The 24,507-nt window shown below is 68.8% G+C and carries 25 protein-coding genes; 15 read left to right on the forward strand and 10 right to left on the reverse strand.

Annotated features, from left to right (window positions below; translation table 11 throughout):
• Nucleotide 1 precedes the first annotated feature (1 nt).
• Nucleotides 2–1,234, reverse strand: a complete 1,233-nt coding sequence (gene coaBC, locus GT347_RS04470; RefSeq protein ID WP_160555219.1) for a bifunctional phosphopantothenoylcysteine decarboxylase/phosphopantothenate--cysteine ligase CoaBC — start codon at nucleotides 1,232–1,234, stop codon at nucleotides 2–4.
• Between the two features lie 168 nt (nucleotides 1,235–1,402).
• Between coaBC and GT347_RS04475 the strand changes: the two genes are divergently transcribed.
• The 9 genes from GT347_RS04475 to GT347_RS04515 all read left to right on the forward strand — a co-directional run bounded on the left by GT347_RS04475 (nucleotide 1,403) and on the right by GT347_RS04515 (nucleotide 9,631).
• Entirely contained in the window at nucleotides 1,403–3,091 is a 1,689-nt protein-coding gene (locus GT347_RS04475; protein ID WP_160550816.1) for a CTP synthase, read from the forward strand.
• Complete coding sequence (gene kdsA, locus GT347_RS04480) at nucleotides 3,088–3,945, forward strand: 3-deoxy-8-phosphooctulonate synthase (protein ID WP_160550817.1); 858 nt, start codon at nucleotides 3,088–3,090, stop codon at nucleotides 3,943–3,945. The genes GT347_RS04475 and kdsA overlap by 4 nt, the downstream gene beginning before the upstream one ends.
• A complete protein-coding gene (locus GT347_RS04485; protein ID WP_160550818.1) occupies nucleotides 3,942–4,229 on the forward strand; it encodes a DUF1330 domain-containing protein in 288 nt (95 codons plus the stop codon). Before kdsA ends, GT347_RS04485 begins: the two co-directional genes overlap by 4 nt.
• Nucleotides 4,230–4,289: 60 nt before the next feature.
• Nucleotides 4,290–5,573: a phosphopyruvate hydratase gene (gene eno / locus GT347_RS04490; RefSeq protein ID WP_160550819.1), complete on the forward strand. Its 1,284-nt coding sequence runs from the start codon at nucleotides 4,290–4,292 to the stop codon at nucleotides 5,571–5,573.
• Nucleotides 5,574–5,596: 23 nt separating this feature from the next.
• Nucleotides 5,597–5,872, forward strand: coding sequence for a septum formation initiator family protein (locus GT347_RS04495; RefSeq protein WP_160550820.1), 276 nt, complete (start codon nucleotides 5,597–5,599; stop codon nucleotides 5,870–5,872).
• A gap of 15 nt (nucleotides 5,873–5,887) precedes the next feature.
• Nucleotides 5,888–6,502, forward strand: coding sequence for a nicotinamide riboside transporter PnuC (gene pnuC / locus GT347_RS04500; RefSeq protein ID WP_160550821.1), 615 nt, complete (start codon nucleotides 5,888–5,890; stop codon nucleotides 6,500–6,502).
• A complete protein-coding gene (locus GT347_RS04505) occupies nucleotides 6,499–7,146 on the forward strand; it encodes an AAA family ATPase (RefSeq protein WP_160550822.1) in 648 nt (215 codons plus the stop codon). Before pnuC ends, GT347_RS04505 begins: the two co-directional genes overlap by 4 nt.
• Before the next feature lie 206 nt (nucleotides 7,147–7,352).
• Nucleotides 7,353–8,384: a hypothetical protein gene (locus tag GT347_RS04510; protein WP_160550823.1), complete on the forward strand. Its 1,032-nt coding sequence runs from the start codon at nucleotides 7,353–7,355 to the stop codon at nucleotides 8,382–8,384.
• Between the two features lie 143 nt (nucleotides 8,385–8,527).
• A complete protein-coding gene (locus GT347_RS04515) occupies nucleotides 8,528–9,631 on the forward strand; it encodes a hypothetical protein (protein WP_160550824.1) in 1,104 nt (367 codons plus the stop codon).
• Between the two features lie 19 nt (nucleotides 9,632–9,650).
• Here GT347_RS04515 and hslO read toward each other — a convergent pair whose 3' ends face one another.
• Nucleotides 9,651–10,637, reverse strand: coding sequence for an Hsp33 family molecular chaperone HslO (gene hslO, locus GT347_RS04520; RefSeq protein WP_160550825.1), 987 nt, complete (start codon nucleotides 10,635–10,637; stop codon nucleotides 9,651–9,653).
• Nucleotides 10,638–10,690: 53 nt separating this feature from the next.
• A complete protein-coding gene (locus GT347_RS04525) occupies nucleotides 10,691–11,215 on the reverse strand; it encodes a gamma carbonic anhydrase family protein (RefSeq protein ID WP_160550826.1) in 525 nt (174 codons plus the stop codon).
• 58 nt (nucleotides 11,216–11,273) lie between these two features.
• Here GT347_RS04525 and GT347_RS04530 point away from each other — a divergent pair, with 58 nt between their 5' ends.
• From GT347_RS04530 to GT347_RS04540, 3 genes are all read left to right on the forward strand, one after another.
• Nucleotides 11,274–12,071 (forward strand): ferritin-like domain-containing protein, encoded by a 798-nt coding sequence (locus tag GT347_RS04530; RefSeq protein WP_160550827.1) that lies wholly within the window; start codon nucleotides 11,274–11,276, stop codon nucleotides 12,069–12,071.
• Between the two features lie 86 nt (nucleotides 12,072–12,157).
• Complete coding sequence (locus tag GT347_RS04535) at nucleotides 12,158–13,390, forward strand: EAL and HDOD domain-containing protein (RefSeq protein ID WP_160550828.1); 1,233 nt, start codon at nucleotides 12,158–12,160, stop codon at nucleotides 13,388–13,390.
• Between the two features lie 68 nt (nucleotides 13,391–13,458).
• Nucleotides 13,459–14,706, forward strand: coding sequence for an EAL and HDOD domain-containing protein (locus GT347_RS04540; RefSeq protein ID WP_160550829.1), 1,248 nt, complete (start codon nucleotides 13,459–13,461; stop codon nucleotides 14,704–14,706).
• A 31-nt stretch (nucleotides 14,707–14,737) separates the two neighbouring features.
• Here GT347_RS04540 and GT347_RS27385 read toward each other — a convergent pair whose 3' ends face one another.
• The 6 genes from GT347_RS27385 to GT347_RS04570 all read right to left on the reverse strand — a co-directional run bounded on the left by GT347_RS27385 (nucleotide 14,738) and on the right by GT347_RS04570 (nucleotide 20,426).
• Nucleotides 14,738–16,024 carry a YfaP family protein gene (locus GT347_RS27385; protein ID WP_229722684.1) on the reverse strand — a complete coding sequence of 429 codons (1,287 nt, stop codon included), beginning with the start codon at nucleotides 16,022–16,024 and terminating at the stop codon, nucleotides 14,738–14,740.
• Nucleotides 16,014–16,640, reverse strand: coding sequence for a hypothetical protein (locus GT347_RS04550; protein ID WP_160550830.1), 627 nt, complete (start codon nucleotides 16,638–16,640; stop codon nucleotides 16,014–16,016). The genes GT347_RS27385 and GT347_RS04550 overlap by 11 nt, the downstream gene beginning before the upstream one ends.
• Before the next feature lie 112 nt (nucleotides 16,641–16,752).
• Nucleotides 16,753–17,721 carry a Bug family tripartite tricarboxylate transporter substrate binding protein gene (locus GT347_RS04555; protein WP_160550831.1) on the reverse strand — a complete coding sequence of 323 codons (969 nt, stop codon included), beginning with the start codon at nucleotides 17,719–17,721 and terminating at the stop codon, nucleotides 16,753–16,755.
• A 45-nt stretch (nucleotides 17,722–17,766) separates the two neighbouring features.
• Nucleotides 17,767–18,528, reverse strand: a complete 762-nt coding sequence (locus GT347_RS04560; RefSeq protein ID WP_160550832.1) for a DUF72 domain-containing protein — start codon at nucleotides 18,526–18,528, stop codon at nucleotides 17,767–17,769.
• Nucleotides 18,503–19,429 (reverse strand): site-specific tyrosine recombinase XerD, encoded by a 927-nt coding sequence (gene xerD, locus GT347_RS04565; RefSeq protein ID WP_160550833.1) that lies wholly within the window; start codon nucleotides 19,427–19,429, stop codon nucleotides 18,503–18,505. The genes GT347_RS04560 and xerD overlap by 26 nt, the downstream gene beginning before the upstream one ends.
• Before the next feature lie 22 nt (nucleotides 19,430–19,451).
• Complete coding sequence (locus GT347_RS04570; protein ID WP_160550834.1) at nucleotides 19,452–20,426, reverse strand: tripartite tricarboxylate transporter substrate binding protein BugE; 975 nt, start codon at nucleotides 20,424–20,426, stop codon at nucleotides 19,452–19,454.
• Between the two features lie 125 nt (nucleotides 20,427–20,551).
• Between GT347_RS04570 and GT347_RS04575 the strand changes: the two genes are divergently transcribed.
• The gene (locus GT347_RS04575) at nucleotides 20,552–21,463 is read left to right on the forward strand and encodes an AEC family transporter (protein ID WP_160550835.1); all 912 of its coding nucleotides are present in this window, start codon (nucleotides 20,552–20,554) and stop codon (nucleotides 21,461–21,463) included.
• Here GT347_RS04575 and queG read toward each other — a convergent pair.
• Nucleotides 21,443–22,540 (reverse strand): tRNA epoxyqueuosine(34) reductase QueG, encoded by a 1,098-nt coding sequence (gene queG, locus GT347_RS04580; RefSeq protein WP_229722685.1) that lies wholly within the window; start codon nucleotides 22,538–22,540, stop codon nucleotides 21,443–21,445. The two genes, GT347_RS04575 and queG, sit on opposite strands and share 21 nt — an antisense overlap.
• Here queG and tsaE point away from each other — a divergent pair.
• A complete protein-coding gene (tsaE, locus tag GT347_RS04585; protein WP_229722687.1) occupies nucleotides 22,523–23,059 on the forward strand; it encodes a tRNA (adenosine(37)-N6)-threonylcarbamoyltransferase complex ATPase subunit type 1 TsaE in 537 nt (178 codons plus the stop codon). The two genes, queG and tsaE, sit on opposite strands and share 18 nt — an antisense overlap.
• Complete coding sequence (locus tag GT347_RS04590; protein ID WP_160550837.1) at nucleotides 23,056–24,501, forward strand: N-acetylmuramoyl-L-alanine amidase; 1,446 nt, start codon at nucleotides 23,056–23,058, stop codon at nucleotides 24,499–24,501. Before tsaE ends, GT347_RS04590 begins: the two co-directional genes overlap by 4 nt.
• The last annotated feature ends 6 nt before the right edge of the window (nucleotides 24,502–24,507 follow it).

The raw sequence follows: 24,507 nt of genomic DNA on the forward strand, positions 1-24,507 counted from the left end.
TTCATTCTTTTGTCTTCAGGCGCCGGGCGATCTCCGCCACCAGCTTGCGCGCCAGCACCAGCTTGGGTGCGCGCTCCAGGGCCTGGAAACCGTGGGCGTCCACCAGCAGGAGTTCGTTGTCGTCGCGGCCGAAGGCCGTCGGGCCGATGTTGGCGACCAGCAGCGGGATGCCCTTCCTCTGGCGCTTGGCCGTGGCATGGGCCAGCAGGTCATGGCTTTCCGCCGCGAAACCCACGCAGTAGAGCTGGCCGCTTCGGGCGCGTTCGCCCTGGGCCACCGTCGCCAGGATGTCGGGGTTCTCGACGAACTGCAGCGTGGGCGGCTGGCCGTCCACCGCCTTCTTGATCTTGTGGTCGTGGAACTCGGCCGGGCGCCAGTCGGCCACCGCGGCGGCGGCGATGAAGACCGTGGCCCGCTCCGAAGCCTGCAGCGTGGCCGCCAGCATCTGCTGGGCCGACTGCACATCGATGCGGCAGACGCCGCGCGGCGTGGCCTGCGCCACCGGCCCGGCGACCAGCGTGACCTCGGCACCGGCCTCGGCCGCCGCCCGCGCCACCGCGAAACCCATCTTGCCGCTGGAATGGTTGGTCACGCCGCGCACCGGATCGATCGCCTCGAAGGTCGGCCCGGCGGTGATCAGCACATGCTGGCCGGCCAGCGGCTTGGGCTGGAAGAAGGAGATGACCTCGGCCAGGATGTCGGCTGGCTCCAGCATGCGGCCGTCGCCGGTCTCGCCGCAGGCCTGCATGCCGTTGCCCACGCCGAGCGAGACGGCGCCGTCGGCCTGCACCTGCGCCAGGTTGCGCCGGGTGGCGGGATGCACCCACATCTCGCGGTTCATGGCCGGCGCCAGCAGCAGCGGCACCCGTTCGGCCGGCCGGGCCAGGCAGAGCAGGCTGAGCAGCTCGTCGGTGCGGCCCTGGGCCAGGCGGGCGATGAAGTCGGCGCTGCAGGGTGCCAGCACGATCGCATCGGCCTCGCGGCCCAGGTGGATGTGCGGCATGCCGTCGGGCGTGCGGCCCACCGAGCCGGCCTCCCACTGCGAATCGGCCACCGGCCGGCCCGACAGGGCCTGCATGGTCACCGGCGTGATGAACTGCGCCGCCGCCTCGGTCATCACCACCTGCACCGTGGCGCCCGCCCCGATCAGCAGGCGGCAGAGCTCGGCGGACTTGTAGCAGGCGATGCCGCCCGTCAGGCCGAGCAGGATGTGTTTACCGGAGAGGTCCATCAGCGGGCGCGGCGGCCATGAAAGCCTGCCGCGGCAAGGGAAAGCGGGCAATGTAGCAGAGGCCCCGCGCCGCCGCAGGGCAGCGGGCACATGTCGAAAGGGCGAGGTCCCACCCCCCTCTATAATCTCGCTTTACCACCTCCCGGGAAGCCCGACGTTCCCGATTTCGACATGACCAAATTCGTCTTCGTCACCGGCGGTGTGGTGTCCTCCCTGGGCAAGGGAATCGCCTCAGCCTCCCTTGCAGCGATTCTCGAATCGCGCGGCCTCAAGGTCACGTTGATCAAGCTCGATCCCTACATCAATGTGGATCCGGGCACGATGTCCCCGTTCCAGCACGGCGAAGTCTTCGTCACCGACGACGGTGCCGAGACCGACCTCGACCTGGGCCACTACGAGCGTTTCATCGAGACGCGCATGAAGCGCACCAACAACTTCACCACCGGCCGGATCTACCAGTCGGTGCTGGAGAAGGAGCGCCGCGGCGACTACCTCGGCAAGACGGTGCAGGTGATCCCGCACGTCACCAACGAGATCCAGGAATACATCAAGCGCGGCGCGGGCATGGGCACGGCCGACGCGGTCGATGTCGCCATCGTCGAGATCGGCGGCACGGTGGGCGACATCGAGTCCCTGCCCTTCCTCGAAGCCGTGCGCCAGATGAGCCTGCGCATGGGCCCGAACAATTCGGCCTTCGTGCACCTGACCTACGTGCCCTGGATCGCCGCCGCGGGCGAGCTGAAGACCAAGCCCACCCAGCACACCGTGCAGAAGCTGCGCGAGATCGGCATCCAGCCCGACGCCCTGCTCTGCCGCGCCGACCGCCGCATCCCGGACGACGAGCGCGCCAAGATCTCGCTGTTCACCAACGTGCCGGAATGGGGCGTGATCTCCATGTGGGACGTGGCCACCATCTACCGCGTGCCGCGCATGCTGCACGAGCAGGGCCTGGACGGCCTGATCTGCGACAAGCTACGCCTGAACACGCCGCCGACCTCGCTGCGCCGCTGGGACGAGCTGGTCTTCGAGACCGAGAACCCGCAGCACGAAGTGGCCATCGCCATGGTCGGGAAGTACGTCGACCTGTCCGACAGCTACAAGTCGCTGAACGAAGCGCTGCGCCACGCCGGCCTGAAGAACCACGCCAAGGTGCGCATCGAGTACATCGACTCGGAAACCATCACTTCCGACAACGTCGACAGCCTCGGCAAGTACGACGCGGTGCTGGTCCCGGGCGGCTTCGGCCAGCGCGGCGTGGAAGGCAAGATCAACGCGGCCCGCTATGCCCGCGAGCACAAGACGCCCTACCTCGGCATCTGCCTGGGCATGCAGGTCGCCACCATCGAATACGCGCGCCATGTGGCCGGCCTGAAGAAGGCCAACAGCACCGAGTTCGAGCCCGAGACGCCCGAGCCCGTCATCGCCCTCATCACCGAGTGGAAGGACGAGGACGGCACGATCAAGACACGCAACGCCTCGTCCGACCTCGGCGGCACCATGCGCCTGGGCGCGCAGAGTTCCGACGTGGCCAAGGGCACGCTGGCCCATGCGATCTACGGCGACGTGGTCACCGAACGCCACCGCCATCGCTACGAAGCCAATGTGAACTACCTGGACCAGCTGCGCAAGGCCGGCCTGGTGATCTCGGCGCTGACCCAGCGCGAACAGCTCACCGAGATCGTCGAGCTGCCGCGCGAGGTGCATCCCTGGTACATGGGCGTGCAATTCCACCCCGAGTTCAAGTCCACGCCGTGGAACGGCCACCCGCTGTTCAACGCCTTCATCAAGGCCGCGCTGCAGCACCAGGCCGGCGCACCGCGCAGCACCACGTTGCCCGACGCCACCGAGGCCACCGCATGAAGCTCTGCGGCTTCGACATCGGGCTGCAGCAGCCCTTCTTCCTGATCGCAGGGCCCTGCGTGATCGAGTCCGAGCAGCTGCAGATGGACGTGGCCGGCCAGCTGAAGGAAATCACCGGCTCGCTCGGCATTCCCTTCATCTTCAAGAGCAGCTTCGACAAGGCCAACCGCTCCTCCGGCAGCACCTACCGCGGCCCGGGCCGCGAGAAGGGCCTGGAGATCCTGGCCAAGGTCAAGCGCGAACTCGGCCTGCCGGTGCTGACCGACGTGCACACCGAGGAAGACATCACCGAGGCCGCCAAGGTGGTCGACGTGCTGCAGACCCCCGCCTTCCTGTGCCGGCAGACCGACTTCATCCGCGCCGTGGCGCAGTCGGGCAAACCGGTCAACATCAAGAAGGGCCAGTTCCTCGCGCCGCACGACATGAAGAACGTCATCGACAAGGCCCGTGCCGCCGCGCGCGAAATGGGTCTTGCGGAAGACAACTTCATGGCCTGCGAACGGGGCGCCAGCTTCGGCTACAACAACCTGGTCTCGGACATGCGCAGCCTGGCGATCATGCGCGAGACCGGCGCCCCGGTCGTCTTCGACGCCACCCATTCGGTGCAGCTGCCCGGCGGCCAGGGCACCAGCTCCGGCGGCCAGCGCGAGATGGTGCCGGTGCTGGCGCGCGCGGCGGTCGGCGTGGGTGTGGCGGGCCTGTTCATGGAGACCCATCCGGACCCGGCCCAGGCCCTGTCCGATGGCCCGAACGCCGTGCCGCTCAAGCACATGAAGGCGCTGCTGGAGACCCTGGTCGCGATCGACCGGGTGGTCAAGTCCAATAGTTTTCTGGAAGACGACTTCAACGCATGAGCGCATACCTCATCGCCGACGTGCAGATCACCAACCCGGACCAGTACGACGAGTACAAGAAATGGTCCACGGCGGCCATGCAGGCGCATGGCGCCGAAGTCTGCGTGCGCGGCGGCGAGATCGTTCCGATGGAAGGCGACTGGACGCCGCAGCGCGTGGTGCTGCTCAAGTTCGGCAGCGTGCCGGCGGCCCGCGCCTTCTACGATTCGCCGCAGTACGGCAAGGCGCGCGAAGCGCGTGCCGGCGCGGCGGTGATGCGCATGGTGGTGGTAGAGGGCCTGTAGCCCGCGGCCGCGCCACAAGACAGCTCCAAGGTTTTTAGGCAATCCAAGGAAAGAGAAGACATGAGTGCAATCGTTGACATCGTCGGGCGCGAAGTGCTCGACAGCCGGGGCAACCCCACCGTCGAATGCGACGTGCTGCTGGAATCCGGCGTCATGGGCCGTGCGGCCGTGCCGTCCGGCGCCTCCACCGGCAGCCGCGAAGCCATCGAGCTGCGCGACGGCGACAAGACGCGTTACCTGGGCAAGGGCGTGCTCAAGGCCGTCGAACACATCAACACCGAGATCTCCGAAGCCGTGCTCGGCCTCGACGCCTCGGAACAGGCCTTCCTCGACAAGACCCTGATCGACCTCGACGGCACCGACAACAAGAGCCGCCTGGGCGCCAACGCCATGCTGGCCGTGTCCATGGCCGTGGCCCGCGCCGCGGCCGAAGAGTCCGGCATGCCCCTGTACCGCTACTTCGGCGGCATGGGCGGCATGCAGCTGCCGGTGCCGATGATGAACGTCATCAACGGCGGCGCGCATGCCAACAACTCGCTGGACATCCAGGAGTTCATGATCATCCCGGTCGGCGCACCGAGCTTCCGCGAAGCCGTGCGCTACGGCGCCGAGGTCTTCCATGCCCTGAAGAAGATCATCAACGACCGCGGCATGAGCACCGCCGTCGGCGACGAAGGCGGCTTCGCCCCCAGCGTCGAGAGCCATGAAGCGGCCATCGTGCTGATCCTGGAAGCCATCGAGAAGGCCGGCTACGTGGCCGGCGAACAGATCGTGCTGGGCCTGGACTGCGCCGCCAGCGAGTTCTACAAGGACGGCCACTACGTGCTGTCCGGCGAGAACCTGACGCTGACCGCCGCCCAGTGGACCGACATGCTGGCCACCTGGTGCGACAAGTACCCCATCATCAGCATCGAGGACGGCATGGCCGAAGGCGACTGGGATGGCTGGAAGCACCTGACCGAACGCCTGGGCAAGAAGATTCAGCTGGTGGGCGACGACCTGTTCGTCACCAACACCAAGATCTTCAAGGAAGGCATCGACAAGGGCATCGGCAACTCGATCCTGATCAAGATCAACCAGATCGGCACCCTGACCGAGACCTTCGCCGCCATCGAGATGGCCAAGCGCGCCGGCTACACCGCCGTGATCAGCCACCGCTCGGGCGAGACGGAAGACAGCACCATCGCCGACATCGCTGTCGGCACCAACGCCGGCCAGATCAAGACCGGCTCGCTGTCGCGTTCGGACCGCATCGCCAAGTACAACCAGCTGCTGCGCATCGAAGAGGACCTGGGCGACATCGCCGTGTACCCGGGCCGCGACGCCTTCTACAACCTCAAGTAGCAGGCCGCAGCGCCCCAGCCGACATGGTCAACCGCATCGTTCCCATCGTGCTCATCGCAGTGCTGGCGGCGCTGCACGCGCAGATGTGGCTGGGGCGCGGCAGCATCCCCAAGGTGGAGGAGCTGCGCGCGCAGATCGCCGAGCAGCAGGCCTCCAACACCCGGGCGCAGGCGAACAACGAGCGCCTGACCTCCGAGGTCGATGACCTGCGCGAGGGCCTGGACATGGTCGAGGAAAAGGCCCGCTCCGAACTCGGCATGGTGCGGCCCAACGAGATCTACGTGCAGATCACCAAGTAGGCCCGGAGCGTCGCCGTGCACGACCTCCTCTTCTCCACCGCCTTCACCGTCTGGGGCGTGGCCACCAGCTGGGCCGAGGCCGTGGCCGTGGTGCTGGCCCTGGCCATGGTGGGCATGAACATCCGCGAGCGGCACTGGGGCTGGCCGCTGGCGATCCTGAGTTCCATCCTCTATTTCTTCATCTTCCAGCGCAGCCAGCTCTATGGCGATGCGGCACTGCAGGTATTCTTCATCCTGCTGGCCGGCTGGGGCTGGACCAAATGGCTGCGCGGCCGCCGCGCCGACGGCTCGGCCCTCGTGGTGAGTGTGCTGAGCGGCCGCGGCCGGCTCGGCGTGCTGCTGGCCTGGGCGCTGCTGTGGCCGGCGCTGGGCCTGTTCCTGCTGCGTTTCACCGATACCGACGTGCCCTGGTGGGATGCCTTTCCCACCGCCGGCAGCCTGGTCGGCCAATACCTGCTGGCCCGCAAGTACACCGAGAACTGGCCGGCCTGGCTGGCGGTGAACGTGGCCGGCGCCGCCCTCTATGCCTACAAGGGCCTGTGGATCACCGCCCTGCTCTATGCCGTCTTCGCCATGCTCAGCGTGAGCGGCTGGCGGGCCTGGCAGGCGCGCTCCGTCGCCGCCGCATGAAGCCGCTGGCGATCGCGCTGCTGGGGGCGGAGAGCACCGGCAAGAGCACACTCGCCGTGGCGCTGGCCGAACGCCTGCGCGCCGCCGGGCGGCGTGTGGTGCTGGTGCCCGAGGTGCTGCGCCAGTGGTGCGAACACGAAGGCCGCGTGCCCCGGCCGGACGAGCAGTCCGGCATCGCGCAGGAGCAGGCCCGTCGCGTCACGGCCGTGGACGACGCCGACATCGTCATCGCCGACACCACGCCTCTGATGACCGCCATCTACAGCGACAAGCTCTTCGCCGACCGCTCGCTCCACCCCTTCGCACTGGAGCACCAGCGCCTCTACGCCGCCACCCTGCTCACCGGCCTGGACCTGCCCTGGGTGGCCGACGGCCTGCAACGCGACGGCCCGCATGTGCGGGCCCCCATCGACGCCATGCTGCGTGCCGCGCTGGCCGAAGCCGGCATCGGTTACCGGGTGATCTACGGCAGCGGCGATGCCCGCCTGGCCTCGGCCCTGCAGGCGCTGGAGCCGGTGCTGCCCGGCATCGCCCGCCTGCCGCCCGGCGCCACCGCCGCCTGGACCTGCCTGAACTGCGACGACGCCGCCTGCGAGCACCGGCTCTTCAGCCGCTTGCGCGACACGGCGCAAGACCCGCGCTAGCAGCCCGCAAAGCTCGGCTGCCGGCCCGGCCCTTCGGCTCGGCACGCCGCACGGTGGGGAGATGTCCGCAGCATGCGGCCTTCCTCCACTGCCATCCCGCTGCCATGGACTTCCGCCCGACTTCGCCTGCGCCCGCGACATTCCCGGCGACCACGACCGGTGCTTCTGCCAGCTCCTGCGCGGCATCGACAGCCGGCAGCCCGCCGGTGTCCCCGCCCGACTACGCCAGCGTCACCGCCGGCACCGACCTCGCCGGCTGCTTCACCGGCGGCGATACGCTGGGGGCCAACTTCCACCGTTTCGTGGAAGAACTCGATCCGACCAACCCCTGGGTCTACCTCCCGCTTCCGCCCGCGACCCTGTCGCGCCTGTTCGAACAGCTGCAGCGCCTGAGGCCCAACGCCCGCATGGCCGCCCTGCAAGTCCTGGCCGCCTACATCCGCGCGATGGAGCGCAAGGACAGGCCGAAAGCCTGGGCCCTGCTGGATGCCCAGGCGCGCCGCCATGCGACGCCGGATTTCTGCACCAGGCTGCAGGCCACGGTCAGGCGCTGGAACTCGATCGAACGCCTGGACGTGATGCGCAACGTACACGAACTGATGCCCTTGCTGCGCCAGGTGCCGCATGGCTGCGCCTGCCGGATCATGGTGATGCTGGTGTGCGCACGCCTGGGCACCCTGCCCTTTTCGCTGGCCGCGCGTTTCGGCGAGGAACGGGCCGCCGCATTCGATCGGGCCGTGCACGGCAACGGCGAATCGATGGACTGGAGCCCCATGGAATCGGCGGCTCCGCGCCGCAGCGCGGCTCAATGGGCCGCCGAGCCCGATGCGCTCGAACGCCAGTCCGCATGCGCCTGCTTCAACGAGATGCTGTCGTGGACCGCCGAACTGCAAGATGCGCGCGATCGCCGGCTGCTCACGGTGCAGCTGCTGGGCAAGGGGCTGGCCGCCTTCGAGCAGCGCGACCTGCAGGAGGTCATTCCCGACGCGCTGGAGGTGCTGGCCGCGAACGTACGCAAGGACACGCAGGCCCACAAGCCGGCCGCCGCCATCGGCCACAGCTACTGCCTGGGCATCGAGGCGCTGAAGCTGGCGCTCAAGCACTACGGAACCGATGACGAGCGCATCTGGACGGCCTTCATCGACAGCGAGGCCAGGCGCCAGCCGGACGGGCTCTATCCGCCCGCCAGGCACCAGGAACGGATCGCCGAAGCCAGGCGGCTGCTCGACATGGCCTGAAGGGCGCGACGGCCATCGCGCCCCGGCCCGCGGCTTCGGGTCGCCCGCTGTCCGCCCTGCTGGCAGGTCCAGCATGGCGGTTCGTTTCACAACCGGGCGCCACCATGCACACCCACTGGAATCAGAGCTCCTCACGTTTCAACATGCCTGACATCCAGGAGGAAGCCGAAGACGGCTCGCCGGCAAGCCCGGGCGGCACGGGCGCCGCTGGCATGCGGTCGATGCCGGATTTCATCGTGGCCGGCACGCAGGCCGAAGCCACCGCCTGCTTCGAAGAGGTGCCGGCCAGGGATTTCCAGCTCGAAAAATTCGCCGAGGAGCTCGACCCCGGCAACCTGGCAGGCCACCTGCCCAGTCCCGAACACACCCTCAAGAGCCTGCCGCAGCGCCTGAGCATGATGTCGCCGCAGGCCCGCCAGGCCAGCCTGCTGCTGATGGCGGCCCATGTCGCGATGCTGGCGCCGCAACAGCATACCGCCGCATGGGCGCTGCTGGCCGAACAGGCCCGGCGACACGGCACGGCGGCGTTCTGCACGCAGCTGGAAGACTGCGCGCGGCGCTGGCAGGCGCCCAGCCGCCTGGACATCATGGCCAACATCCAGGCGCTGATGGCCGCGCTGCAGCCGCTATCGCGGGACAGCGCATGCCGCATCGTCGTCGTCCTGCTGGGCGCGCATCTGTCGGCCCTGCCCTGGTCGCTGGCCGAACGCTTCGGCGCCGAGCGTGCCATGGGCACGGCGCGGCGGGTGAGCGACCCGATCTTCGCGATGGACTGGAATCCCATCGAGGCGCCGCTGCGGCCCCGCACCCAGCAGCAATGGACCGGGGAGCCCAACGCCAAGGCGCGCCAGGCGGCCATCGCCTGTTTCGAGGAATTGCTGTCCTGGATTCCGCGGGTCAGCAAGGTCAAGGAGCGGAACTTCCTCACCGTGCACCTGCTGGCCCGGGCCAGCACCGCGTTCGCCCAGCGCGACCTGCAGGAAGTCATTCCGCGCGCCATGGCCATGCTGGGGGTGAATGCCGACGACGAGCTGGCCGCAGGCTGCTCCGCCCATGAACGCAGCACCACCTATTGCCACGGCGTGGAAGCCCTGAAGCTGGCCCTGGAACACTATGGTGAAGACGACAGGCAGACCTGGTCCGCCTTCATCGACGAACAAGCCGCCGCGCTGCCCGGCCGCCTCTACACGCCGCTCAAGCACAGCAGCCTGAAGGCGGAGACGCGGCGCCTGATCGACCTGGCCTAGTGGCCCTTGGTCCGTCCCGTCACTGCACCGCGCTGCTGCCCGGCGCCAGGCCGGTCGGATCCGCGAAGAGCTGCGCCGCATCGACCTTGTCGAAGCGGTACTGCTGGCCGCAGAACTCGCAGCCGACCTCGATCTCGCCGCGCTCCCGCAGGATGTCGTTGGCTTCTTCCAGGCCCAGGCCGCGGATCATGCCGGCCACCCGTTCGCGGCTGCAGGTGCAGGAGAAATGCGGGCCGCCCGCGCCGTCCTCGGGCGCGAACAGCATCAGCTTCTCTTCCCAGAACAGGCGGCGCAGGATGGTGTCCACGTCCAGCGAGAGCAGTTCCTCGCGCTTCAAGCTGGCGGCCAGGGTGGCGATGCGGTTGTAGTCCTCGTTCTGGCCGATCTCGTCCTCGTTCTCCTGGCTCACCAGGCTGCCGGCGAGGTTGCGCTCGCCCTTGACCGGCATGCGCTGGATCAGCAGGCCGCAGGCGATCTTCTCGTCGGCCGCCAGCACCAGTGTCGTGTCCAGCTGCTCGCTCTGCAGCATGTAGTGCTGCAGCACATCGGAGAGCTTGTCGATCGGCTGGCCCTGGTCGTCGAACAGCGGCACCACGCCCTGGTAGGGCTGCTGGCCGGGGAACTTGGTCTTCGGGTCGAGCGTGATGGCGCAGCGGCCCTGGTTGCGCAGGTTGACCATGTCGGGCAGGCGGGCGCCCTCGGGCACCTCGCCCATCACCGAGGCGGTGGCGCGCAGGCCCAGGTCGGCCTGCACCTCGGCCACGGCCAGCTTGACCGGGCCGTCGCCGAAGATCTGCAGCACCAGCGCGCCCTGGAACTTGATGCTCGAATGCATCAGCACGCCGGCAGCCATCATCTCGCCGAGCAGTTCGGCGACCGGCGGCGCATAGGGGCCTGCGGTGTTGGAGGCGCGGCGCCGCAGCGTCTCGGCCCAGGCGTCCGTCAGGCGGACGATGGCGCCCCGCACCGGGGCGCCGTCGAAAAGGAAGCGATGTAGTTCAGACACGCGAAGGAGATAGGGATGGATGCTGGAAATAAAAGCGAAGCCGAGCGCCGCGCTCAGTCGATGCGGCGCAGGCCGGCGGCGAAGCGCTGGGCGTTGCGCACATAACCCGGCGCGCTGCGCGAGATGCCCGCGATCTGCTCGGGCGTGAGCTCGCGCACCGAACGGGCCGGCGAGCCGACGATCATCGAGCCGTCCGCGAACTCCTTGCCTTCGGTCACCAGCGAGCCGGCGCCGACCAGGCAACGCTCGCCGATCCTGGCGTGGTTGAGCACCACCGAGCCGATGCCGATCAGCGAACCCGCGCCGATGCTGCAGCCGTGCAGCGTGACCAGGTGGCCGATGGTGACGTTCTCGCCGATGGTCAGCGGCAGGCCGGCATCGGTGTGCAGCACGCTGTTGTCCTGCACGTTGGAGCCGCGGCCCACGGTGAGGGTGGCGTTGTCGCCCCGCAGCACCGCGCCGAACCAGACGCTGGCGCCGTCTTCCAGCACCACGTCGCCGATGATCTGCGCGTTGTCTGCCACCCAGGCGGTGGGGGCGATGCGGGGACGGACGCCGTCGAGTTCGTACAGGGGCATGGCCTTGCTGCTCCAGCGGGCAAAAGCCGATTCTAGGTCGCTCCCTAGAATCGGGGCCATGGAAATCCGCCAACGCGCACTCGACGCGCTCCTGCTCGCCGACCCGCAGGCCAAGGCCGCCGCGGCGCTGGCCCTGCAGCGCGATGCCGGCAGGCTGGCGCTGGCCGAGCGCGCGCCCGAGGGCCCGGCCGATCCGGCCACCCTGCCCGGTCGCCCGGAGCGCCCGGAACTGCTGGACCACACCCAGGTCGCCCGCCGCTCGCCCGCCTCCTTGCCCGGCCGCGCCGCGTTGCTGCATGCGGTGGCGCATATCGAACTCAACGCGATCAACCTGGCGCTGGACGCGGTCTGGCGCTTCGACGGCATGCCGGCGCAGTACTACCTCGACTGGGTGCGGGTGGCCGCCGAGGAGGCTCAGCACTTCTGCCTGCTGCGCGCCCATCTGCAGTCCATGGGCTACGACTACGGCGACTTCCCTGCCCACCAGGGCCTGTGGACCATGTGCGAGCGCACCGCCCACGACGTGACCGCCCGCATGGCGCTGGTGCCGCGCACCCTGGAAGCCCGCGGCCTGGACGCCGCCCCGCCGATGCAGAACAAGCTGCGCCACGTGGGCACGCCGGACGCCCTGGCCGCCGTCGCCATCCTCGACGTGATCCTGCGCGACGAGGTCGGCCATGTGGCCATCGGCAACCGCTGGTACCGCTGGCTGTGCGAGCTGCAGGGGCTGGAGCCGGTGGCGCACTACCGCATGCTGACCCGGCTGCACCAGGCGCCGGCGCCCAAGCCGCCGCTCAATCTCCCTGCACGGCGCCTGGCCGGTTTCACGGAAGAGGAACTGCAGGCGCTACCCTAGTCGGCTATCGACCGGCCGACACCGGCCTGTATCCATAAGAATCCTAGAATGGGCCAAGCCCAACGCACAAGCAATCATAGCCACCCATGACAACGACCACTCCCGACACGCCCTCCGCCATCATCGCCCGCCAGGCCATCGTGAATGCAGAGCGGGCCGTGGTGGGGTATGAGCTGTTCGACCGCTCGCAGGGCAATGGCCTGCACACCGCCGCCAGCGACGTCACCCTGATCTTCAACGCGCTCTCCCATGCCGGCACCGAGGAACTCATCGGCCGCATGCAGCTCTTCATCAACTGCACGCCCAGCAGCCTGGCCGGCGGCCACCTGGACCTGGTGCAGCCCGAGAAATTCACGCTGGAGATCCCGCCGGCCGAAGACAACGACGCCTCGCTGATCGAAGGCCGCACCCCCGTGCTGGCCTCGCTGCGCGAACGCGGCTTCCAGCTGGCCTTCGAGCCCTCGGTGCTGGAAGACGTCTACAAGCCCTGGGCCGCCCTGGCCGACTACATCAAGTTCGACCTGGCCGCCGTGCCGGCCGACCGTCTCGAAGGCCTGGTGCGCCGCGCCCAGAACCTGCCGGGCGTGGACCTGGTGGCCGAGAAGGTCGAGACCGAAGAGCAGTTCAACGCCGTGCGCACCATGGGTTTCGGACTGTTCCAGGGCTACTGGTTCGCCCGCCCGGCGGTCGTCGCCACCCGGCTGATCGCGCCTTCGCAGCTGGCCGCCGTGGAGCTGGTGAATCTGGTGCGCCGCCAGGCCAGCACCGACGAGATCGAGCAGGTGCTCAAGAAGGACGCGGGCCTGGCCTTCAACCTGATGCGCCTGATCAACTCGGCCGGCTTCGGCATGCAGCGCGAGGTCACCTCCTTCCGCCACGCGGTGATGATCCTGGGCCTGAAGAAGCTCTTCCGCTGGGCCGCATTGCTGCTGCTGGCATCGAAGAACGGCACGCCGCCCGCCGTGGGCAGCCTGGCCGTGGTGCGCGGCCGGCTGATGGAACTGCTGGTCGGCGAGCGCCTGGGACCGGAAGTGCGCGAACACGCCTTCGTGGCCGGCATCTTCTCCATGCTCGACGTGATGCTGGGCCTGCCGATGGACCAGGCCGTCAAGCTGCTGACCCTGCCCGACGAGGTGGTCGAAGCCCTGCTCACCCGCAGCGGCCCGCTGGGCCTCTACCTGCAGCTGACCGAAGCCTGCGAGACCGGCGACGAGGACGTCTTCCGCACCGCCAGCGAATCGCTCGGCCTGAGCAGCCAGGAGGTCAACTGGGCCCACCTGCAGGCGCTGGCCTGGTCGGACGGCATCCCGGCACAGTGATGAGCCCGCACCGCAGCCGGCACCGCCGGATTGCGGATTAACATTTCGCTTTTGTTCCGCCGAGCGCCATGCCTTCCAACGATCCGTCCGACGTCGCCGCCACCGCCTCCTTCGCCGACGCAGGCCTGATCGGCCGCGAGGCCATCGTCGACCGCGACCGCGCGGTCGTCGGCTACGAGCTGTTCGACCGCTCGGCCGGCCCCGCGGCCGCATCGGGCATCGCGCTGCTGCTGAACCTGCTGTCCCACCCCGATGCCGAAGGCCTGCTGGGCCGCCACACCGTCTTCATCCGCTGCGAGCACGAGAGCCTGAGCAACGGCGACCTGGACCTGGTGCCGCCCGAGCGGGTGGTGCTGATGGTGCCCTCGTTGCCCGACGAGAGCCCGGCCGCGGTGGCGCCCGTCACCCAGCTGCTCAAGGACCTGCGCGCCCGCGGCTTCCGCCTGGCCTTCGACCAGGGTGTGCTGAAGAAGTCCTTCCTCGAATGGCTGCCGCTGGCCTCCCATGTGCGGCTGGACCTGGCGCATTTCGCGCCGCAGATCGGCCAGTCGCTGGTACGGCTGGTGCGCAGCTCCACCCAGGCGCAGGTGATCGCGCAGAACGTGCACACGGCCGAGGTGCAGGCGCAGCTGGCCGGCTACGGCGTGGCCCTCTTCCAGGGCCACTGGTTCGCCAAGCCCAGCGTGATCGAGGCCAAGGGCGTGCGGCCTTCGCAGGCCATCGTGCTGCAGCTGATCAACCTGGTGCGGCGCCAGGCCGATCCTGTGGAGATCGAGGAACTGCTCAAACGCGACCCCACCCTCTCCTTCAACCTGCTGCGTTTCATCAACTCGGCGGGCTTCGGCCTGACCACGGAAGTGACCTCCTTCCGCCACGCCGTGATGATCCTGGGCCTGAACAAGCTGTTCCGCTGGGCGGCCATGCTGATGACCACGCCGCAGGATGGCAGCGCGCCGGCACTCGGCACCACCGCCGTGGTGCGCGGCCGGCTGATGGAGCTGCTGGCCACCGAGATCATGCCGCGCGACGAAGCCGACAACGCCTTCGTGGTGGGTGTGTTCTCGCTGCTGGACGCGATGTTGAGCATGCCGATGCAGAAGGCGCTGGAATCGCTGTCCCTGCCGCAGGCGGTGACCGACGCTCTGCTGCACCACCAGGGCCCCTTCGCACCGTTGCTGACGCTGACGGAAGCCTGCGAAAGCGAGAACGACAAGGTCTTTGCCGAGACGGCGATCGCGCTCGGGCTGTCGAACCACCAGGTCAACTGGGCGCATCTGAACGCCCTGGCCTGGGCGGACGAGATGGCGCCGGGCTGAGCCAGGCGGCCCGGCCTTGGCCGGGCGCTGCTTACTGCGCGGCGAACCGGAACCTGCCTTTCTGGTCCTGGCTGACGAGAACACTCACGACTGGAGTCGATGCAGTGCCGACGGGAAGTTTGGCAGTGAAGATCACGCCTTCCCGTGACGACGCCACCTGAACCGTCGCCTGCCGGCCAGGCGTCTTGTCGAAGTTGTCGATGACGATGGCGTACGCGCCGGTCTGCAGAGTGCGTGAATCGCACGCAGCGTAGTAGTGCTCGGGCCCATACCCCACTGTGTTATCGACGTCGAGAAATCCTGCATGACCCACGGGATGGTCGTAGTACACATGCGTCCCGGTGGGCTCGAAGGTATGCAGATCCACATCGCCAGGGCCATCCCAGGTCAGCGTGACGGTGAACGCCCCAGGGCTGCCGACGGTTTCCGGTGTTTGCAGCGAGTCCATCGCGGTCTCCACCAGGGAAGCCACCAAGCTCCTGGCGCTGCGGGCAGCATCGAGATAGGTTTCGGCAAAAAAGTGCCCTGTCACATCGAAGCGGGAGTACGGCAGGCTGATGTTGGCGGGTGGAACCGATGCCAGGCCCTGCGCACGCATGGCATTGATGACGAGATCGATATCGGCCAGCACGTGAGGGCCCCGCAGCGTGGGTGACGCAGGTGCCACATGTACCGCCGCCACCGATCGGCCGGCCTTGGGCTCGATGTAGTCATAGGCCTGGTTCATGAAGAGATTCCCCTGGGAGTGCGCCACCAGCATGAGTTTCTGTTTCTGCACCAGCAGCGCATCCAGCCGGGTATTGTGGCTGGCGTAGTCGGCCTGCGTGGGCGCCTGGCTGGTGAACAGCGAGGCGGTGAAGGCCACGATCCTGGTGCTGAGGCTGGTGTGGATCGCGTCCATCAAGCTGGCGGCGGCAGGCAGGCGTGTGGTGAGGCTGGCCACCAGCCCCTGGTCGCCGGACAGGCTGTCCCAGAAGAACTCCCATCGCGCGCCGAGTTCGCCGCTGCGGTCAATCTCCGCGGCCCGCTGGACGAAGGTTTCCGCGAGATCCTGCATGACGCCGCCGGAGTGGTTGTAGAAGTTCTCGTATTGGACGGATTCGTCGTTGACTTCGTCGCCGATCAGCCCCTGGAGCGAGCCCATTCCTTCGCCCGCCTGCGATGCGGTATTGAGCACGCCGTTGAAGAACCCGACGGTGTAGCCGGCCGGCTGACACAAGGCCTCATCACGGACCGACCCGAGCGCCGAGAACGATTGCGCCGCCATCAACGAAACGATGATGAAACTGCGAAGAAGACGGTGGCATTCAGTTCTCACACACGTCTCCTCGCGGGTAGACGGTGGAGGTGCCGCTGATGGCGACATTGAATCGTTCATAGGCGTCGAAGCGGGTTCTGGTGTTCACCGTGAACTTCTCAACCGTGCGAACACTGCGGCTGGACTCACCCGTCGGGTAGACCTGATGGATACAGGCAACCGCCTTGGCGATCCCGCGTGTCGCCGCGATCAGTCCGGACTGCTGTCCGGTATCCGCCAGCATGGCCACCTGCAGGGCCCTGGACAATTGAAGCAAGGCGCCCCGCTGCTCGGCAGGGCTGGGCAGGGCGGCGACGTAAGCGTCGATGTCGTCCCGCACCCCGTTCGCATCGGCGTCCGGACCTGCGACCGTGCGCTCGCGGTTCAATCGGGGCAGCTGGCCCGCGGCTTCGGCCGCACGGATCGCATCGCCCAGCGTCATGATGGCAGCGGGCGCCGGCCCCGGGCCGCCCGGTGCAGCCGGTGTGCCGGCAGTGGCCGCTTCACCGGCTGGCGCGCCACCTACGGGGGCGGCAATGTCGTTAGCTACGACGGAATTTCCGCCGCCACAGGCCGACAAGCTCAGCACCACGCAGGCCACAAGCGCAGCGCGGGTCCGCTTCACGAATTTATGCATCCCGGTTTCCCCTCTCGATGGGGCGGGACTTTAATTCAGATTTTCAATCGGCAATCATTCATTAGTGACAACTCACTCCCTATGAAAGCGAAGCCGGTAGCCGACCGGACATCTAGTCCGCCTTGATGCCCGCCGCCTTGATGATGCGGGCGTTGCTGGCCGATTCGGCCGCGATCTGCTTGCCGAATTCCGCCGTGCTCATGGTGGTGGCCACGTTGTCGGCCGCCAGCAGCTGGTTGCGGAAATCGGGGTTGGCCAGGATGCGGTTGATCTCGGTATTGAGCCGCTGCACCACCGGCTGCGGCGTCTTGCCCGGCGCGAAGATGCCGAACACCGAGGACAGATTGGCCGCGCCGTAGCCCAGCTCGCCCAGCGTGGGCACATCGGGCAGGCTGCCCAGGCGCGAAGGCGCGCCCACGGCCAGCGGCACCAGCTTGCCCTGCTTGGCCTGCGACACGATGGCCGGCGCGGCATTGGTCGACAGCACCTCGAAATGCCCGCCCAGCGCATCGTTCAGCTGCTGGCCGCCGCCCTTGTAGGGCACATGGGTGACGGTGACGCCGGCGGCCGCCTGCAGCTGCGCCAGCATCAGGTGGCCCAGCGATGCATTGCCCGAGGTGGCCCAGCGCACCTCGCCGGGATGGGCCATGGCGTATGCCATCAGGCCCTTGAAGTCGCGCGGCGCCAGCGCCGAAGTGCCCATCACCACCACCGGCGAATACATCACGCTGGCCACCGGCGCGATGTCGTGCAGCGGATCGAAGGGCGTGGGGCCCAGGTGCGGGTTCAGCACCAGCGGGCTGATGGCCGAGAAGCCCAGCGTGTAGCCGTCCGGCGCGGCCTTGGCCACCGCATCGATGCCGATGCCGCCGCTGGCGCCGGCCTTGTTCTCCACGATCACCGGCACGCCCAGCGGGCCGCTCAGGCGCTCGGCCAGGGAGCGCGCCACGTTGTCGCTGACGCCGCCGGCCGGGTAGGCCACGACGATGCGGATCGCACGGTTGGGATAGGGCTGGGGCGCCTGGGCCAGGGCGGCGATGGCGGTGACGCCGAGCAGCAGGGAGAGGAGTAGTTTCTTCATGAAGAACGATGGGGATGAGAAAAGGTCAGCGGCACAGCGGGGCGGTCAGGACTTGGACAACAGCGCCTGCAGCGCCAGCGCATCGGGCACCGCATGGCCGGCGGCGGTGTTGTCGAACACACACCAGCATTCGGCGCCTTCGTCCCGGTACCGGCGCAACAGCCGCGCCCAGTCGGCCAGGCCGTCTACGGAGTAACCCGAATAATAAGTGCGCGGCGAACCATGCAGCCGCAGATAGGCAAGACCGCGCCAGCCGCCGGGCGATTCGCCGCCCGCCTCGCGCACCGGATCGGCCAGCACCCGCCCCACCCGGTGCGCCGCCAGCAGCGCATGGGCTTCGCGCCCGAACCAGCTGGCGTGGCGCGGCTCCAGCGCCACCAAGCCAGGGTACTGGCGGCGCAGCAGGTTGAGGAAAGCATCGACCGTCGCCGCCTCGAAGGCCAGGCTGGGCGCCAGCTGCACCAGCAGGCAACCCAGCCGCGGGCCCAGGGCTTCGACCTGGCCGAGGAAAGCCGCCAGCGGCTGCTCGACATCGGCCAATGCCCGGTCGTGGGTGATCTCGCGCGGCAGCTTCACCGAGAAGCGGAAATGGTCCGGCGTGCTCTCGCCCCAGCGGGCATAGGTCTTGGGCTGGTGCGGGCGGTAGAAGGAGGTGTCGATCTCGGCCATGCCGAAGACACCCGCATAGCGCTGCAGATGCGTGCCTTCGGCGGGAAATGCCGGCCAGCTCTGCCTAGGCAGGCTCCAGCCGGCAGTGCCGATGCGCAGCGCGGGCGGCGGCTCAGCCGCGTGGGTGGTGCTTGCCATGCAGCGTCTTCAGGCGCTCGCGCGCCACATGCGTGTAGATGGTCGTCGTGGAGATGTCGGCATGGCCCAGCAGCAGCTGCACCGCCCGCAGGTCGGCACCGTGGTTGAGCAGATGCGTGGCGAAGGCGTGGCGCAACGTGTGCGGCGACAGCTTGGTGTGGATGCCCGCCGCCACCGCATAGCGCCGCACCACCAGCCAGAAGTTCATGCGCTGCATGGCGCGGCCCTCGCGGGCGGTGACGAACAGGTCCTCGGTCTGCCGGCCGGCCAGCAGCTCGGGCCGCGACTGGGCCAGGTAGCGGGTCAGCCATTCACGCGCCACCTGGCCGAAGGGCACCAGGCGCTCCTTGGCGCCCTTGCCGGTGACCCGCAGCACGCCATCGTTCATCGACAGCTGGAACATGCGCAGGCCGATCAGCTCGCTCACCCGCAGGCCGCTGGCATAGATCAGCTCCAGCATGGCCTTGTCGCGCAGGCCCAGCGCGGTGGAGACATCCGGCGCGTTCAGCAGTGCATCGACCTGCGCCTCCGACAGCGTGGCCGGCGTGCGCATCGGCGGCTTGGCCGGCAGCAGGCGCAAGGTGGGGTCTCGCTGCACCGCGCCCTCGCGGATCGCCCAGTGGAAATAGCGCCGCAACACGGTGAGCCGCCGGTTGGCGGTGCTGGGCTTGCTGGTGCTGAACTGCGCGGCCATGTAGGCCTGCAGATGGTGTTCGGCGGTGGCATCGATGGCGGTGCCAGGCATGGCCTGGGCCAGCCAGCCGGCGTAGCCCGCGAGGTCGCGTCGGTAGGCGGCCAGGGTGTTGGAGGAAAGGCCGTCCTCCAGCCAGATCGCATCGACGAAGGCATCGATGCGGGGCTGGCTTTCCGTGGCGGAGGCGGCGGGGTTCGGGCGTTCCATGGCGCCCGAACTTAGCAAATCTCTATTCCAGCACCAGCTTCTGCTGCTGGACCACCTTCTTGTAGACCTCGAACTCGGCCTTGATCTCGGCGGCGAACTGCTCGGGCGTGTTGCCCAGGACCAGGGAGCCGGTGTCCTCGATGCGTTTGCGCACGGCCGGGTCTTCCAGCACCTTCTTCACGCCGGCGTTGATCTTGTCGACGATCTCGCGCGGCATGTTCTTGGGGCCCAGGATGCCGTAGTAGGCCAGGCGGTTGACCGGCTCCAGACCGACTTCCTTGAAGGTCGGCACGTTGGGCAGCGCGGCCAGGCGCTGCGGCGCGGCCACGACGATGGGCACCAGCCGGCCTTCCTTCACGAAAGGCAGGGCCGACGGCAGGTTGTCGAAGATCATCGGCACTTGCCCGGCCACCACGTCGTTGAGCGCCGGGCCGGCGCCGCGGTAGGGGATGTGGGTGACGAAGGTGCCGGTGAGGCTCTTGTAGAGCTCCATCAGCATGTGGCCGATGCCGCCGGTGCCCGAGGTGGCGTACGAGTACTTGCCGGGCGACTTCTTCAGCGCCTCGGCGAAGGAGGCGTAGTCCTTGGCCGGGAAGGACGGATGCACCGCGATGATGTTGGGCGTGGCCGCGATGTTGATGATGGGCGTGAAGTCGGTGATCGGGTTGTACGGGGTCTTGGGGTTGATCGCCGGGGCCGACGCGGTGCTGGAGACGGTCGCCAGGCCCAGGTAATAACCATCGGGCGCGGAGCGCGCGGTGTCCTGCGCGCCGATCACGCCGCCGCCACCGGCCTTGTTCTCCACCAGCACCGGCTGGCCCAGCACCCGGCTCAGCGGATCGGCGATGACCCGCGCCACGATGTCGGTGGTGCCGCCGGGGGCGAAGGGCACGACCAGGTGGATCGGTTTGTTGGGCCAGGCGGCTTGCGCCAGGACGTTGCCACTGGCGGCTGCCAGGAATGCGGCGGCCGTTGCGACCAGGGTCCTGCGTTGCATGGATGTCTCCTCCGTATGTGAATCGATGGCACATGCTAAACGCGATCCCGGCCCTGGACGGGAGTCTCACAGCACTCACTCACCTGGGGGAAACCCGGACCGGACCCGCTGCTATCCTGCCCCGCGTGAATTACGCGCAACTGCTTTTCCCCGACTTCTCGCTCATCCTCTGCGGCTATCTGCTGTGCCGCTTCACGGCGCTCGACCGGCCGGTCTGGCAGCAGGCGGAGACCCTGGTCTATTACTTCCTCTTCCCGGTGCTGCTGTTCCAGTCGATCGCCAAGGCGCCGCTGGAGCTGCGCGCCGCCTCCAGCATGGTGGCGGCCGGCGTGCTGACCGGGCTGGTCGGCATAGGACTGGCCTATGCGGTGCCGCACTTGCCCTGGCTGCGCAACCGGGTGGACCGGCGCGACGCCGCGGCCAGCGCGCAGGTCGCCTTCCGCTTCAACTCCTACATCGCCCTGGCGCTGGCCGAACGGCTGGCCGGGCCGGCCGGCGGCCAGGCGATCGCGGTGTTGATCGGCGTGGGCGTGCCCATCTACAACGTGGCCGCCGTCTGGCCCATGGCGCGCCATGGCGGCCACAAGGTGCTGGGCTCGCTGCTGCGCAATCCGCTGATCGTGGGCACCTGCGCGGCCCTGGCCTTCAACCTGGCGGGGCTGACGATTCCCGACCTGCTGGCGCCGGCCGTCTCGCGCATCGGCGCGGCGGCGCTGGCCCTGGGACTGCTGTGCGCCGGGGCGGGCATGCAGTTCTCCGCGATGAGCGGCGGGCTGACCCTGGGCGCCTGCATGCTGCTGATCCGGCATCTGGTCTCGCCCATCGCGGCGCTGGGTTTTTCCAAGCTGTTCCACCTGGGCCATACGCAGGCCACGGTGCTGCTGATGTTCGCCGCCCTGCCCACCGCGTCGAGCTGCTATGTGCTGGCGGCGCGCATGGGCTACAACGGGCCTTACGTCGCCGGGCTGGTCACCCTGTCCACGGTGGCGGGCGTGGTCAGCCTGCCTTTCGCGTTGTCACTGCTGCGCTGGCTCTGAGGCCTGGGCCAGCGCCCAGGCGACATGTTCGCGGACCACCTCGTCGGCATGCCCGGACTGCGCCTGCAGCGCGGCCAGCAGCGGCGCCCGTGCGGCCTCGTCCGGCGCCGCGCGCAAGGCATTGCCCAGGCCGACCGCCAGATTGCGCAGCCAGCGGGCATGGCCGATGCGGCGGATCGGCCCGCCTTCGGTGCGGCGCAGGAACTCCGCCTCGCTCCAGCCGATCAGCGCGGCCAGCGGCTCGCCCTGCAGGCCAGGGCGGGCATCGAAGTCGGCCAAGGTGGATGGCCTGGCGTACTTGTTCCACGGACAGCTGACCTGGCAGTCGTCGCAGCCGTAGATGCGGTTGCCGATCAGCGGGCGCAGCTCCAGCGGGATCGGACCGGCATGCTCGATCGTGAGGTAGGAGATGCAGCGCCGCGCATCCAGCCGCCCCGGCGCCAGGATGGCCTGGGTGGGGCAGACCGTGATGCAGGCCTGGCAGCTGCCGCAATGCGCGCTCACCGGCTCGGTGGGCGGCAGGGCCAGGTCGAGATAGATCTCGCCCAGGAAGAACATCGAGCCCCCAGCCCGGTCCAGCACCAGCGTGTGTTTGCCGCGCCAGCCCTGGCCGCTGCGGGCGGCGAGTTCGGCTTCCAGCACAGGTGCGGAGTCGGTGAACACCCGGTGGCCGAGCGGGCCGACCTCCTCCGCGATGCGTTCGGCCAGCCTCTGCAGCCGGCTGCGCAGCACCTTGTGATAGTCCCGGCCGCGGGCGTAGACGGAGACGATGGCCTCGCCGGGCCGGTGCAGCCGGGCGGTCTCGCGCGCCTGCCAGTCGGGCGGGGTGTCGCGCGGCAGGTAGTCCATGCGCGCCGTCAGCACGCTGACCGTGCCCGGCACCAGCTCGGCCGGCCGGGCCCGGCGCAGGCCGTGGGCCGCCATGTAATGCATCTCGCCATGGAACCCTTGGGCCAGCCAGGCGATCAACCCTGCTTCGGCGGAAGACAGATCCACACCGGTCACGCCGATTTGGGAGAATCCCATCTCGCGTGCCCACTCCTGAATCCGAGAGACGAGTTGACTGCTGCTGATCACCCCGGAATTGTAGGAACCCCCTCGCCCCCCAGCCTGACGCTGGCCTGGGCCGATGAAGACGCCACCCAGGCTTTCGCGCTGCGGCTGGCCGGCGCGGCCGAACTGCGCCATGCCTTCATCGCGCTGCACGGCGATCTGGGTGCCGGCAAGACCACCTTCGTGCGCCACCTGCTGCGGGCGCTGGGCATCGAGGGCCGCATCAAGAGCCCGACCTATGCGGTGGTCGAACCGCACCAGGTGTCCGGACCGGACGGCGCCTGGCCGGTCTCGCATTTCGACTTCTACCGCTTCGACGACCCGCGCGAATGGGAAGACGCCGGCTTTCGCGACATCTTCGCCGCCGAGGGCCTGAAGCTCGCCGAATGGCCCGAGAAGGCCGCGGGCGTGCTGCCGGTGCCGGACCTGGACATCGCCCTGACCAGCCAAGCCGACGAAACCCGCAGCGTCACCCTGACCGCCAACACCCGCCTCGGCGAGGCGCTGCTGCGCCATGCCGAGGCCGCCAGAACATCCGAATGAAGCGTTTCCGACCCACCCGCGCCGCCGCCCCGGGCGCCCTCACCCGCCGCGGCGCCCTGCGCGCCGGCACCGTGCTGCTGATGCTGGGCGGCGCGCAGATCGCGCGCGGCGCCGGCATCCTGGCGGTGCGGGTCTGGCCCGCGGCCGAATACACCCGCGTCACCATCGAATCCGACAGCGCGCTGGAGACCAAGCAAATCTTCGTGTCCTCGCCGCCGCGCCTGGCGGTGGACATCGAGGGCATCGAACTCGACCCCGCCCTGCGCGAGCTGGTGTCCAAGGTCAAGAGCGACGACCCCTTCATCGCCGGTGTGCGGGTCGGCCAGAATGCGCCCAATGTGGTGCGCCTGGTGCTGGACCTGAAGCAGGCCGCGCGGCCGCAGGTGTTCACCCTGCCGCCGATCGCCGCCTACCGCCACCGGCTGGTGCTGGACCTCTATCCGGCCGAAGCGCTGGACCCGCTGGAAGACCTGATCGCCGGTCGCCTGCGCGATGCCCAGCGCGTGGCGCCGGCCGGCGCCCCGCCGGTGGCCGCCGATCCGCTGGGCGAGCTCATCGCAAAACAGAGCGACAAACCCGCGCCCACCACGCCCAACAACACCAGCCCCGGCCAGCGCCCGGCACTGCCCCTGCCGCCGATGCCGGCCGCCCTGGCCGCGGCCCCGCCGCCGGCCCCGCTGGTGCCCGGCGCGCCGCTGCCCAGCAGCACCCGCACCGACCGCATCATCATCGTGGCCATCGACCCCGGCCACGGTGGCGAGGACCCCGGCGCCACCGGCCCCTCCGGCACGCACGAGAAGGACATCGTGCTGCGCATCGCCCACCTGCTGCGCGACCGCATCAACGCCAGCAGCGTCGGCGGCAATCCGATGCGCGCCTTCCTCACCCGCGACGCCGACTTCTTCGTGCCCCTGGGCCAGCGGGTGGAGAAGGCCCGCCGGGTGCAGGCCGACCTCTTCGTCAGCATCCACGCCGATGCCTTCACCACCCCGGCCGCCCAGGGCGCCAGCGTGTTCGCGCTGAGCCAGGGCGGCGCCTCCAGTTCCGCCGCGCGCTGGCTGGCCAACAAGGAAAACTCCTCCGACCTGGTCGGCGGGCTCAACGTGGGCAGCAAGGATGTGCACGTGGCCCGCGCCATGCTCGACATGAGCACCACCGCGCAGATCAACGACAGCCTGAAGCTCGGCAGCGCCCTGCTGCGCCAGATCGGCGGCCTGGGCGGCAAGCTGCACAAGGGCAGCGTGGAGCAGGCCGGCTTCGCGGTGCTGAAGGCGCCGGACATCCCCAGCGTGCTGGTGGAGACCGCCTTCATCAGCAATCCGGAAGAAGAGGAACGCCTGCGCGACCCGGCCTACCAGGTGCGCATGGCCGATGCCCTGCTCAAGGGCATACAGGGCTATTTCGCGCGCAACCCGCCACTGGCGCGCAGCCGCACGCTCTGACCGCGC

The organism is Xylophilus rhododendri (assembly GCF_009906855.1).
Classification (GTDB): domain Bacteria; phylum Pseudomonadota; class Gammaproteobacteria; order Burkholderiales; family Burkholderiaceae_C; genus Xylophilus; species Xylophilus rhododendri.